The sequence below is a fragment of the Paracoccus haeundaensis genome, assembly GCF_006239215.1.
Taxonomy (GTDB): Bacteria; Pseudomonadota; Alphaproteobacteria; order Rhodobacterales; family Rhodobacteraceae; genus Paracoccus; species Paracoccus marcusii.
The window spans coordinates 1-12,059 of sequence record NZ_VDDC01000057.1 but is presented as its reverse complement, the minus strand read 5'-3'; the positions used below and the strand labels follow the sequence as shown (position 1 = coordinate 12,059).

Genomic DNA, 12,059 nt, shown 5'->3' with positions numbered 1-12,059 from the left:
CGCGGGGTAGAGCAGCCCGGTAGCTCGTCAGGCTCATAACCTGAAGGTCACAGGTTCAAATCCTGTCCCCGCAACCACCGTCAAAGACTCACCACCAGCCCCGGCCAAACGCCGGGGCTTTCGCATGTCCGGGCGACTGATGCCGGCCTGGCCTTCCGCAAGGCCAAGAATGGCCGCAAGCTTACCTAAAAGTGGAAAACCGTGGGTCATAATTTCCTTTGCGGTAATGTAGCGTCTGCCCGACTTGAAGGAGCATTCGGGGCTATACGCCTTGGTGCTCGACGCATCACGCTTGGAGAAGGCGTCAGCTGTCGCTTCGCATGATTGGTAGCCGGCTTGAGGATTTCATCTCTCGCAACGACAGGTTCGACCGGATGCTGGTGACGCCGGGAAGCCGTCGAAGCGTGGTCTCGACGAAGGTGCTGTAGTCATCCAGATCTCGCGCGACGGCGATGAGCAGAAAATCGTCGGCGCCGGTCGTGTTGTGGCAGGACAGGATATTGGGCGAGGTTTCGATGATGCGCTGAAACGTAGCGGTCGTTGTCGCATCGTGTTCGGAACAGCGCAGTTGGACGAATGCCATCACGCCCAGTCCGATCTTCCGGCGGTTCAACCGGGCCTGATAGCCCTCGATGATGCCGCTTTCCTCCAGCCGCTTCAGACGCCGCCAGCATGGCGTTTCGCTCATCGACAGCGTCTCGGCCAGTTTGGCATTTGTCATGCGGCCGTCGTCTTGAAGCAACGTAAGCATTTGCATACTGACGGCGTCAATCTTGGTCATGGAGCAGAGTATCCGTGGGTTGGCACATCAAAAGGGCAGAGTCTGCCTCAATGATGGCAAATGATAAGAAGATTGGCAAAGCGCTTTCCCGCCATGTGGCTAGGATGACAGCCGATGGTTCACCACCTGAAGGAGCTGACCCCATGAAAGCCGTGATGTTTGAGACGTTCGGGGAAATGCCCACGCTCGTCACCCTTCCGGACCCGACCCCAGCCGCGCATGGCGTCGTTCTCAAGGTGGAGGCGACGGGCGTCTGCCGCAGCGATTGGCACGGCTGGAAGGGGCATGATCCCGACATCGAGCTTCCGCATGTTCCGGGCCACGAATTGGCAGGGGTGGTGGTGGCCGTCGGCAAGGACGTCACCAAGTGGGCAGTGGGGGACAAGGTCACCGTCCCGTTCATCTGCAGCTGTGGCAGCTGCTCGGAGTGCCATGCCGGACATCAGCAGGTCTGCCTGCACCAGGAGCAGCCGGGCTTCACCCATTGGGGTTCGTTTGCTGAATATGTTGCCATCCACAGAGCCGACCTGAACCTGGTTGCCCTGCCGGACGGCATGGATTTCGCCACCGCTGCCAGCTTGGGTTGCCGGTTCGCCACGTCCTTTCGTGCTGTCGTCGATCAGGGGCGGGTCAGTGCGGGGCAATGGGTGGCCGTTCACGGATGTGGCGGGGTGGGTCTGTCCGCGGTGATGATCGCCGCAGCGGCCGGGGCCAACGTCATCGGCGTGGACCTTGATCCGGCAAAGCTGGATCTGGCCCGTGCGCTTGGTGCGGCTTTCGTGATCGACGGCAGGCAGGAGAATGTCCCCGAAGCGATCCGGGAGATCACTCGGGGTGGCGCGAACGTGTCGATCGATGCGCTTGGGCATACGGTGACGATGACCAATTCCATCCTCTGTCTGCGGCCGCGCGGCAAGCATATCCAAGTGGGCCTGATGCTGGGCGATCACGCGGCACCGGCCGTGCCCATGCCCAGGATCGTCGGTCAAGAGATCGAGATCCTGGGCTCGCATGGGATGCAGGCTCATCGCTACGGCGCGATGCTGGACATGGTGGCCAGTGGCAAGCTTGATCCCGCGCGGCTGGTGGGGGACCGGATCAGCCTTGCCGAAGCCCCCGCGGCCTTGGTGAACATGGACAGGTTTCAGTCCGTCGGCGCCACGATCATCACCCGGTTCTAGGAACATCAGAGAGAAAGGGATCATGGTGTTTGGATCCCCATCTCCCTGCTCTCAAGGTCCGGTCAGGTCGTGAACGGAAGGTCTGGTGCGCGTGGTTTTGGCAGCGAGGTGGGTATCGTCTTATCACGGGAAGCCACCGGCTGCAGGTTCGCAGCAGGAATAAGCGTTTAGTGTATGACCGCCATAACTATGGCACAAACAGTGGTCGCGCGCCATTTTTTGTCCGGTCAATAGTGGGAAGATGAGGTCAGCCGGTCTTTATGGCATTGAAAGGCCCGGTTTCATACGGCAGGCCTGCTCCGCTCTGATTTGATCGAACGGCGTCAGGGATTGGCTGATTTAGCTCATCACGATCGTTGCAAGCCTGGCCACCGTGGTCGCGACACACCTCCGGAAAGGACAGGGCGGCTCAGTGGGTGCAATGAGATGAGATCAGGATTTAAGCCCCTAGCGCCCCACGATGAACGGGTGGGGGGCATATCATTGAACCCGTGAAACCAAATCAGGTAGAAGACATTCAGATATGCGCCACGCATGATCATCAATCTTTTGATCGACTAATCGACCCAGTCGATGACCTTCATCATGGTGGATTTCGTTTGAACAGCCGACTGCCGAAGGCCAGCGACGCCACAAAGCGATATTGGTTGCGGTTACTGCGGGGAGAAGCCGCTCAAGGACATGCAAATCACGGAACTGACCGTGAAAGGGTTACGTATCGTTTGGTCACCGCGCATGCGGGACTGCGGCAGACTGCAGGGCACTGCATCTTGACCGATGCGCATGACATGGGCGCACCAAGGGATCATTCCAGCAATGCTCCATCGATGCTTTCCCCGGTCATTCTGCGATACAGATGTTCGTTCCAATAAGGCGTCCAGCAAACCAGAACCTTTCCGGTGCCGCTGAAGACACGCAGGCGTTTCTGCCCGGAGATCAGGTTGCGCGGAAATGACGCCGGATTTCGTGATGAGAACCGCAGGCCCTCGGTCCTGCCCAGCACAAGTCGACCCTGAACACGCAGGTCGCTGTCCTGAACCTCGATCGTCTCGACAGGGCCGGGGGCGTTGATCGCGACCTGGCCCGCATTGTGAAGCGTCGTCTTCCAGACCAGGCCGCCATCACCCGCCCACAGGCTGGGCCAGAAGCGTTCACGGCGCATGCCCAGGGAAACACCGCCTTCGGATGCCCAATAGACGCCGGGCTCCAGAACCCATGTCTCGCCGTCCTGAACCGTCAGAAGGTGATATCCGGACAAGGAAGGCTGCAGCACGATCGACCCGCTGCCCTTGTAATAAGGCCTGATCCGGGCTTCGCTGGTGAACATCGACCGAAAGACATCCGCCGGTGCCGGCAGCCGCGGTGTCAGGGCGATGTCGCCGCGCATGGTCGACAGGGCCCCGCGGCGGGCGCGGATGGTCTCCTGGTCGATCTCGATGCGAACCTGCCGCATTCCCTCGACCTCCCGGATGGAAAACTGCGCCATGTCGCCTCCTCAGGGCTCGTCCCAGATCATGACCCTTTGCCACAGGCGCTCCAGCGGGTCGGGCTGGATCGCCGCCTCGCCGCGCAGCGGATCGTCAAGGGCGACGATGACGAACAGGATGACGCCCAGAAAGAACGCCGTGATGGTGCCCAGCACGAACTGACGCACGGGGCGCATCCGCAGCAGGACGATCAGCAGGATGTTGATCGCCGCGCCCACCAGGACGGCATACCACAGGACGTTGGGAATTTCCGTGTAGACACCGTTCAGACGCAGCTGCCGGGCGCGGGTGAACTCCTGGAACGCCGACAGCATCTGCGCATGCAGGATTTCCTGCCCGGCCGAGGTCGGCTCGAACCCCGACAGCTTCTGGCGCATCGCATTCACGCGATTGCCACCGCCATCCAGATAGGAGCCCTGCGCATGGGCGGGCCAGTCCTTGTACAGAGTGGTCAGGACATAGTCGCGCATCATCGCCTTGGTCTCGGATCGCACGGGTTCCGGGTAACCGTTGATGTCGGAATACAGCGCGCCGAGCACCGTCGCCTCGTTCAGCACCGCCTCGTTCACCCGCTCGTTGTTCTGATAGGCCGATACGGTCAGCAGGCCCAGCAGCAGCCCATAGAACAGGTTGAAGCCGGCCGTGCCGTGGGTGATCGCCTCGTTCAGGTCGGGGCCGGAACCGATCAGCAGGCGCAGGATCGGCTTGAGGACGAGCATCCCGACAAAGATCGACAGGACGGCGGCAAGCGAGAAATAGAGGGCAAGGTCGCGCAGCGGAATGTCGTACAGGAAATCCGGCATCGCTTCCCTCGCAAGGTCCCCCTTTCCATAGTGACTGCGACTTCGCGTTTCTGCGAGAAGATTTTACGCGCTTGCCGATGAATCGCCGTCATGCGCTAATGGCGGCAACAAGGTGCGGAGGTCGTCGATGTTCCGTTGGATGGCAGTGGCCTTTCTGTCCGTGTCGACAGCTGCGCAGGCACTGGATCCACGGCTGTACACCATCGGCTCCGGGGACGTTAACGGAAGCTATTACGCCGCCGCCACCGCCCTGTGTCAGGAGACAAACCGGGCTGAGGCAGCACTGCGCTGCAGCCCCGAAGCCACCCCCGGTTCGATCTACAACATGGAGGCACTGCGGAACCGCCAGCTTGATTTCGCCATCGTGCAGTCCGACGTGCAGAACATGGCCCTGACCGGCGAAGGCCCGTTCTTGGGTAAACCGGCCTTCTCTGACCTTCGCAGCGTCATGTCGCTCTATCCGGAAACGCTGACGGTCCTGTCGCGCCCCGACGCCCATATCCTCAGCCTGGGGGGGCTTGTCGGCAAGCGGGTCGATATCGGTCTGCCCGCATCGGGCAGGCAGGCGACGGCCATGCGCCTGCTGACGGCCCTGGGTCTGGATCGGACGGATTTCAGGGCGCTGCTTGAACTCTCCACCGGCACCGGGCTGGATGAATTATGCGCCGGCAGGATCGACGCGACCGTGCTGATCCTGGGTCATCCCAGTTCGGTCGTCGATCGTGCCATCAACGAGTGCGATGCGCGGCTGGTCAACATTTCCGGACCCGAAGTGCGCGCGTTCATCGAGGCGAACGACGATTATGTCTACTCGTCCATTCCGCGCAGCGTCTATGGAAAAAAGGGCAGGATCCTGTCGATCGGAGTCTTGGCGACGCTGGTGACACGCACGGACATGCCGGATGACATCGTTGCCGCAATCATCAAGAATACCATCGCAAACCTTCCCTCGATCGGGGTCTCAGCGGCCGTGCTGGAGAAGCTGTCCGTTCGCGACATGCAGGAGTCGGGCTTGGCCGCCCCCTTGCATCCGGCGGCCGCAGCAATGTTTGCGGAAATAGGCAAATAGCGTTTATCGCCTCTCAACGTATAAGTAATTGATTTAATCAAGGGTTGCCGCGACTTCTTTTCCCTTTGAAATTTTCTATTGTTCTGCCTTGCTTATGAAGGCGCGAATTTCAGATTCACGGCCTTGGTTCCAAGGCCATGTTTCACGGAGGCAGTTGCTATTGCGGTTGCACTTCCAGTGTTAATTGTAGACGCTATGCTGACCGCTTTGCTGTATGATTTTCCAAGCGATTATCGGTACAAATAGCGTAGATTCTGTCGGCTATGTCATATCGGAGAAGACTAAGAGCAAATTCAACGGTGGCGTTGGCTCTGGATCAAAGGATTGGTGCCTCTCCCGCGGCCTGTTATGGCTGTGAAGTTTGCCGATGCTCGCAAGGGCGTCGTAAGCTAGGAGAGGTTTCCGATGACGTTTAAAGGTGATGCCGCCTGTTCTCTATGAGGGCAAAACATTAGGACTACTGCTGACGAAGTCGCGGGGTGCAACGGTTGGTCAGCGTTCTGCGATCATAATAAATGCTGATGAAAACATGGCGTACTATATGCGCGGCAGTCGAAATCTGTGCACTGCCATATCTGATACGGATATGATCACGTGTGCTGCGGGGTGTTTCGATATCACTGAATGGACGGCCTGCCTCTTTTTTGCAATCTTCGGTTGATTTGTATAGAGGTCTATCCCTCCTTAATAGATAATCCGAGTCATTATTCCCACGGTCAAGAGACCGAAACCATATAATCGTAGAACGGTCCGTTTCGACATGGCGCTTTCAGCGAAATAAAAAATCAGCCTAATAACTTAAAAAATTCAAGACAATGTAGTAAAAAGATAATTTCCCTATTTTGGCATTGTTGCCGCGTGAAAAATCTTCAAGTTGATTAACGTTACTGGAACATCATCTCCGTCGCTTGGTTGGGGCCCCGATAAACCTGTCGGCGGGTCGCTGTGATGCTCGTCTTCAGCCAGACAAGGGAGATCTCAGATGTCCATCAACGATCCGAACCTCAGGGAGACTGATACGTCCGAACAGGGCAGCATCAGGGCCGAGGCCTCCGAACAGGCGTCGCGGTTGGCCGGAACGGTCAAGGACGAGGTCGCGCGCCGCGAGCAGAACCTGCGTTCCGGCGTTGCGAACCGTGCCGAGAGCGTGGCCGAAGGTCTGCGCAAGGCCAGATCCGAGATCGAAGCGGATTCGACCGTTGCCCAGATGTTCGACCGTGCCGCCGACAGCGTCAGCGGACTGGCGGACAGCCTGAATTCGACGGATCCCGCGCAGATGCTGGGTGATGTGCGTCGCTTTGCGCGTCGCCAGCCGGGCGCCTTTCTGGGTCTGTCGGCCTTGGCTGGCTTTGCCGCGGTCCGTTTCCTGCGGGCAGGGTCCGCCAGTTCGTCGGACATGACCAGGTCCGGTAGCTATGGCATGACCGGCACGACCCGGCCGACCGGCTCCGGTGATCGCGCAGCGGTCGCTCAAACCGGCGCTGCAAACCCTGATCATCACGTGGGCATCGGGGCCAAGCCTGTGTCCGGCACCGGCACCGGTACCGGCACAGCGTCATCCGGCAACCCTGGCCTCTCGGGCAGCCGCACGATCGGAGGTTCGTATGACTGATCCTGTCCGCTCTCAGAACCCCGCCACACTTGCGACCGATGCACTGCGGCTGTCAGGGGATCTTGTCCGCAAGGAGATCGCCCTTGCCAGGGCAGAGATGCGCCGGAACCTCAGCCATGCCGGGGCCGGGCTGGGGATGATTGTGGCTGCCGCCGTCATCGGCATCGTCACGCTGAACGTGTTGACGGCGGCTTTGGTGGCCGCCTTGGCGGAAACCGATCTTGGCCCGATCTGGAGCGCGGTCATCGTCGGGGTTGTGCTTGCGATCCTAGCCTATGGCCTTTTGCGCAAGGGCATGGCCGACCTGAAACCCGAAAACCTGATGCCGACGCGCACGGTCGAGAACGTCCAGCGCGACGCGAATACGGTCAAGGAGGCCTATCATGACGCATGATGCAGACAACCCGGACCATATCGAACGCGAGATCGAGAAGGACCGTGACGCCCTGCGCCGCACGCTGAACGACCTGCAGGACGAACTGTCTCTGGACGGCCTGTCGCGCCGCCTGACAGGCTCCGTTCGTCGGAACGGCGCGGAATGGGCGGAATCGGCCAGCGCAGCCGCCCGTGCCAACCCTGTTGCCTTGGGCCTGACCGGTATCGGACTGGCATGGATGATCTTTGGTCGCGGGCATGACCCGGTCCATGGCCTTGGCCAATCCTCCGAACGGCGCAACGAACAGACCGTATCGACGCGGGCTTACGGCACCCCGCCCCCGCGCGGTGCAGCATCGACCACGGGTTGGAGTTCGGACCGTCGCCCGATGACGACCGGATCGTCCTTTGACCAGAGCACCGGATCCGACAAGGAAGATAGCATGATGGACAGAACCAGAGAGACCGCCAGCCACCTGCGGGACCGCGTCAGTGACGGCACGACCGCATTGGGCAATCGCGCGCGCCATTTTCGGGACCGGCTTGGAGAGGGCACCGAGGGGATGAGCGAAGAGGCCCGTCGCCGGATCGAGACGGCACGCCGCAAGGCACTGGATGCCAGCGACGCGGCCAGCCGCCAGATGGCGCGGGCGAACAGGCAGGTCGCCCGCAGCTATGACAACGAACCCTTGCTGTTCGGTGCGCTGGCACTGATCGGGGGCACAGCCTTGGGCGCCCTGTTGCCCGGCACGCGACAGGAGGACGAGCTGATGGGCGACTATCGTGATCAGCTGTTCGACGAGGCGGAGGCGATCTATGCGGAGGAGAAGAGCCGCATCGGAAACGCCGTATCAGCCGGGCTGGACGAGGCGAAGTCAGCCGCATCCAGCGTCGTGGCCGCCGCACAGGACGAGTTGACGGACGCGGAAGAAGACAAGGCATCCTCCGGATCCGGCCATTCCCAATCCTCCACGGCCCCCCGGACAGCCAGCTCCCCGACAGGTATGCCGGGGTCGGCAAAAGTCTAAGCGTCTAAAGCATCTTTGGCAGCCTCGCATCAGCGGGGCTGTCGTTTTCGCGAAGCTCTGTTCCGACCCGAGCTTGTCGTGATCGTCGGCGTTGTCTTTGCCGAAGAAGAAGTGCGGCACCGGATACCAGGTTGCAGTGTTCCAAAGGCGCCATCTGGCGGACATGATGGCGACACTTGCTTTCAAGACACGCTCTCTTCTGAGCAGGGCAGGCGCTGGCCAGTCAGCCCACCGCAAAGGCACCGCCCAGAGGCACGGGGAGGCCGTGGCTCCCTCCTCAAGTGCAAACGGCCTCAACGGCTCTTCGACAGCATCGAAACCGACAGCAGCATATCATGGCAAGCAAGGACCAGCCCGCCGAAGACCGCACGGATCTTGCCGAAGATCGTACCATTCTGGCGGTAGAACGCACGTTCTCTGGCTGGATCAGGACTGGTTTGGCGACTGCTGCGGTCGCAATCGGGATGCAGGCCGTCTTCGGCCCGTTTCAGCCCACCTGGGTTCCGAAAGCCGTGGCGACGGTGTTTCTTCTCGCGGCACAGATGATGCTTCTGTTCGCTTGGTGGGCCAACCGCACATCCCGGCGCAGACTGTCCGTGCATGCGGCCCGGGCCCAACCCGCAATCCGGATCGCATTCCTCATTGTGCTGCTGTCGATCGGCATTTGGGGAACGGGTGCCGTGCTGTGGTTGCTGTGACGGAGGGCGGCTTGAACTGCAGGCGTACCCTCCTTGGGCAACAGCGAGTTTCGGGGGCTTTCGGTTAAGCTTCGGTCACGCTGGCACGGGGGGATCTTCGGACACGTGATCCCTGGTCAGGATGCGACACAGGCGCGCCGTCGTCGTGCCGCCAAGAATAACGCTCCGCGTCGACATCTGTTGTGGATCAACAACGCGCGCCTGCCCGTACATTCGGCCAAAATCCATGCGGCAATCATTGCTATCAACAAACGGCAATCCACCATCTTACGATGGTTGGCGAAGATAGCGGCTGTCGTTCGGCAGTGCACGCTGACGGAATGTCGTCGCCAGCGCATGCAGCCGTTCTGACAGCGCATCTCCCTGCAGTGCCGGGCCATGACCTGTCACCATGATCCGGGGCTCCAGGTCCGCCAGTCGCCGGACCGACAGATCGGCCGCTGTCCAATCGGGTGTGAAATAGGCAGGGGGGCCCTGCAGGTGGCCCTGCGGCATCAGGGCACCTCGGAGGGACTCCTGGCGCGTCGTGATGACGGCATCGCCCGCCAGCAAGGCCCGCGTGCCGGCGTTCCAGAACGAGACATGACCCGGCGTGTGGCCGGGCGTATGGATCCACCGCCAATCCTCCAGATCCGGAATGCGGCCATCCTCCGGCAGGGCCCGAAGATGGCGCGACACGTCGATCGGATGCCGGGGGAACAGCCAGGACAGTTCCGCCATCATACCGCCCCCCACCTCGGGGGCTGCAGGGGGATAGGCTTGGCGGCCGGTCAGGAAGGGATGCTCGGCCGGGTGGGCATAGATGGGCGCGTCCCATGTTTCTGCCAGATGATGCAACGCGCCCACATGATCGAAATGCCCATGCGTCAGCAGGATCGCGGCGGGGCGGGATGCGCCATAGCGCCGTCGTGCCGCCTGCAGGATGGCCGCGGCCGAACCCGGCACGCCCGCATCGACCAGATACCAGTCCCGGTCGCCGGCACCGGCAGCACCGATGAACGCGACATTGACGATGCCGCAGCGCAAACAGGCCAGATCGTCGCCAAGATCAGTCGCCCAAGCCTCCGCAGGGACGGCAATGCCGGTCGGTCCGGGGGGCGAGGACGCCGCCGCCACCGCCAGTGAGAACGCCCCATAGCCGCGCAGCATCGTGCGCACCGTCTGGTCGTCCACGTCGCGTGCCAAGGCAAGGCAGGCCGCACCCTGCGCGGCATCCAATAATCGGTGCTGGTCCATGCGGATCGGCCGCCCGGGCGAGCGACCGCGATAGGATGTCGCCAGCGAATACGCGGCCACCCCCAACCCGAGGGCGGTCAACGGCGCCCGAAGGCCGGCGTTTCGTTTCATGGATGCCGGCCCCAGGACCAGCAGGGCCGCGGACACGGCATCAAGCGCGGCGTGCAGTCGGGATGGGATCATGATGGGCCTCTCATGTCGGGGGTTCAGCGATGATGCTCTCAAGCGCCTGGGCCATCAGCATATGTCCTAGCTTGGATCGGCGGCGCAGCGACGCCTGGCTGTAATCGAAGGACTTTCCGGAAAAGTCGTCCTCGGGGTCCGACAGGATGACATGATGAAAGCGACGTCCGGTCAGGTCGCACGCCGCGATCGCGCGGCGCGATTGGCACCCGAAGGCAAGCTCCTGTGCCCGGTCGGCGATGCCGTCCATCGTCTGGCGCAGCGGCCCCGCTGCGCTGTACAGATCGCAGGCCAGGATCAGGGCGTCGTCATCTCGATCCAGCAGCGTGCGCAGGGGCAGGTTCTCGGCCAGGCCCGCATCCATGAAATGCCGCCCGTTCAGGGTGACAGGGGGGAACAGGACCGGCAACGCGCTGCTGGCCATAAGATGATCCACCGTCAGCGGTTCCACCGTATTGCGGAACGCCGCCACGGTGCCGGTTTCGACATCCGTCGCGGTCACGGTGACCTCGATGCCGCCCGCGTTCAGCAGATCGAAATCCACGTATTCCTCGATCAGCCGACGGGTCGCCCTGCGATGGAAGACTGCCCTGTCGGGCGGCACACCGGGGAGGATTTCGGCCAACCCGGGGACCGATGGGCTGAACAGCGCAGGGTTTCCGAACAGCAACGTGCCCGTGACCAACCGGCGGCGCCCGCTTCCCGACAAGGCAGACTGAGCGATGTCGTTGAGAAAGCGGTCCAGGCTTTCGACCCGCCGGTCTGGCGGATTGCCCGCGATGACCGCCGCGACGATCGCCCCGATCGAGGCGCCCGAGATGCGTGTGACGTTCAGCGCTGCGTCCTGAATTGCCTTCCATGCGCCCGCATGAAAGGCCCCCAATGCGTTTCCGCCGGACAGGCACAACCAGGTCTGCATTCCGTCATTCCCCATTTACTGTCCGTTCAAAGGCGTGCCGATGGTCGGCGTGGCGCCCATAGGCACGCTCCAAAGCGGCTGTTCGGTGATGTCGGGGGCATGGGCTGTACGCACGGTCAGGGGCGGCTCATGGTCGGAGATCTGGCTGGCCGGTAAGGTGAGATCGAACGTCGGGCTTGCCTGCCTTGCGCGCAGGGGTTTTGCGGCGGCGGCATGGTTGGCGATATCATCGACGCTTGGCACTCTGTCAGCAGTCACGGCGGCAGTCTGATGCTGGCAGAGGTGCCGGCTGACGCAGCTGCTCGCTGTGCCGGCTGTCATACGCCTGCTTGCCATATGAACGTTCCACCCGAAAAGGTCGCTTGCCGGCAGGATCGTCGGCGTGGCGCCAATGACAGGGGGAGCGAGCCTGAGCCTCGACGGGGTCGGGACGGTGTCGGCGGATGTGACTGCAAAGACGCGTGGGTGGTTCATCGGATCCTCCTTGTCGGTGGAGGTCCGCCAACCGGCAGCCGCAGCAAATGTTCCTGGCCATGACGACGTCAACGTTTCGGGCAAAGCGCTGGTTCGAAGGCGTCGTGCCACCAGCGACGACCGATCCATTCCCGACCCAGACCGTGTGAAAACCCAAACAGGATTCCCAGCCTAATGTGGCCATGGTATCCTCGGGCCATGGCACATATTTCA

Annotated in this window: 12 protein-coding genes and 1 tRNA gene; 7 read left to right on the top strand and 6 right to left on the bottom strand. The window is 61.7% G+C overall.

Features of this window, described 5'->3' with window-relative positions:
• A tRNA-Met gene (locus FHD67_RS19030) sits at positions 1 to 77 on the top strand.
• Positions 78 to 304: 227 nt separating this feature from the next.
• On the opposite strand, the gene FHD67_RS19025 is transcribed toward FHD67_RS19030, so the two are convergent.
• Positions 305 to 781 carry an Lrp/AsnC family transcriptional regulator gene (locus FHD67_RS19025; RefSeq protein WP_139599701.1) on the bottom strand — a complete coding sequence of 159 codons (477 nt, stop codon included), beginning with the start codon at positions 779 to 781 and terminating at the stop codon, positions 305 to 307.
• 143 nt (positions 782 to 924) lie between these two features.
• Here FHD67_RS19025 and FHD67_RS19020 point away from each other — a divergent pair, with 143 nt between their 5' ends.
• Positions 925 to 1,962: a zinc-dependent alcohol dehydrogenase family protein gene (locus FHD67_RS19020; RefSeq protein ID WP_046001190.1), complete on the top strand. Its 1,038-nt coding sequence runs from the start codon at positions 925 to 927 to the stop codon at positions 1,960 to 1,962.
• Positions 1,963 to 2,767: 805 nt separating this feature from the next.
• Here the strand turns inward: FHD67_RS19020 and FHD67_RS19015 are convergent.
• Both FHD67_RS19015 and FHD67_RS19010 read right to left on the bottom strand, forming a co-directional pair.
• Positions 2,768 to 3,415 carry an AIM24 family protein gene (locus FHD67_RS19015; RefSeq protein ID WP_246071357.1) on the bottom strand — a complete coding sequence of 216 codons (648 nt, stop codon included), beginning with the start codon at positions 3,413 to 3,415 and terminating at the stop codon, positions 2,768 to 2,770.
• A gap of 42 nt (positions 3,416 to 3,457) precedes the next feature.
• On the bottom strand, positions 3,458 to 4,252 hold the full coding sequence (locus tag FHD67_RS19010) for a bestrophin-like domain (protein WP_139599699.1): 795 nt from the start codon (positions 4,250 to 4,252) through the stop codon (positions 3,458 to 3,460).
• 127 nt (positions 4,253 to 4,379) lie between these two features.
• Between FHD67_RS19010 and FHD67_RS19005 the strand changes: the two genes are divergently transcribed.
• The 5 genes from FHD67_RS19005 (at position 4,380) to FHD67_RS18985 (ending at position 9,034) form a co-directional block, all read left to right on the top strand.
• On the top strand, positions 4,380 to 5,321 hold the full coding sequence (locus FHD67_RS19005) for a TAXI family TRAP transporter solute-binding subunit (RefSeq protein WP_139599698.1): 942 nt from the start codon (positions 4,380 to 4,382) through the stop codon (positions 5,319 to 5,321).
• A 982-nt stretch (positions 5,322 to 6,303) separates the two neighbouring features.
• Positions 6,304 to 6,933 (top strand): hypothetical protein, encoded by a 630-nt coding sequence (locus FHD67_RS19000; protein ID WP_139599697.1) that lies wholly within the window; start codon positions 6,304 to 6,306, stop codon positions 6,931 to 6,933.
• A complete protein-coding gene (locus tag FHD67_RS18995; RefSeq protein ID WP_139599696.1) occupies positions 6,926 to 7,327 on the top strand; it encodes a phage holin family protein in 402 nt (133 codons plus the stop codon). The genes FHD67_RS19000 and FHD67_RS18995 overlap by 8 nt, the downstream gene beginning before the upstream one ends.
• Positions 7,317 to 8,336 carry a DUF3618 domain-containing protein gene (locus tag FHD67_RS18990; protein WP_139599695.1) on the top strand — a complete coding sequence of 340 codons (1,020 nt, stop codon included), beginning with the start codon at positions 7,317 to 7,319 and terminating at the stop codon, positions 8,334 to 8,336. The genes FHD67_RS18995 and FHD67_RS18990 overlap by 11 nt, the downstream gene beginning before the upstream one ends.
• A gap of 335 nt (positions 8,337 to 8,671) precedes the next feature.
• On the top strand, positions 8,672 to 9,034 hold the full coding sequence (locus FHD67_RS18985; protein ID WP_046001193.1) for a DUF202 domain-containing protein: 363 nt from the start codon (positions 8,672 to 8,674) through the stop codon (positions 9,032 to 9,034).
• 267 nt (positions 9,035 to 9,301) lie between these two features.
• Here FHD67_RS18985 and FHD67_RS18980 read toward each other — a convergent pair whose 3' ends face one another.
• Genes FHD67_RS18980 through FHD67_RS18970 form a run of 3 tightly spaced genes read right to left on the bottom strand, consistent with a single transcriptional unit; the run spans position 9,302 to position 11,846 of the window.
• Entirely contained in the window at positions 9,302 to 10,453 is a 1,152-nt protein-coding gene (locus FHD67_RS18980) for an MBL fold metallo-hydrolase (protein ID WP_084693868.1), read from the bottom strand.
• 10 nt (positions 10,454 to 10,463) lie between these two features.
• Positions 10,464 to 11,372, bottom strand: coding sequence for a patatin-like phospholipase family protein (locus FHD67_RS18975; protein WP_176695215.1), 909 nt, complete (start codon positions 11,370 to 11,372; stop codon positions 10,464 to 10,466).
• Positions 11,373 to 11,387: 15 nt separating this feature from the next.
• Positions 11,388 to 11,846 (bottom strand): hypothetical protein, encoded by a 459-nt coding sequence (locus FHD67_RS18970; RefSeq protein ID WP_139599693.1) that lies wholly within the window; start codon positions 11,844 to 11,846, stop codon positions 11,388 to 11,390.
• Positions 11,847 to 12,059 lie beyond the last annotated feature (213 nt).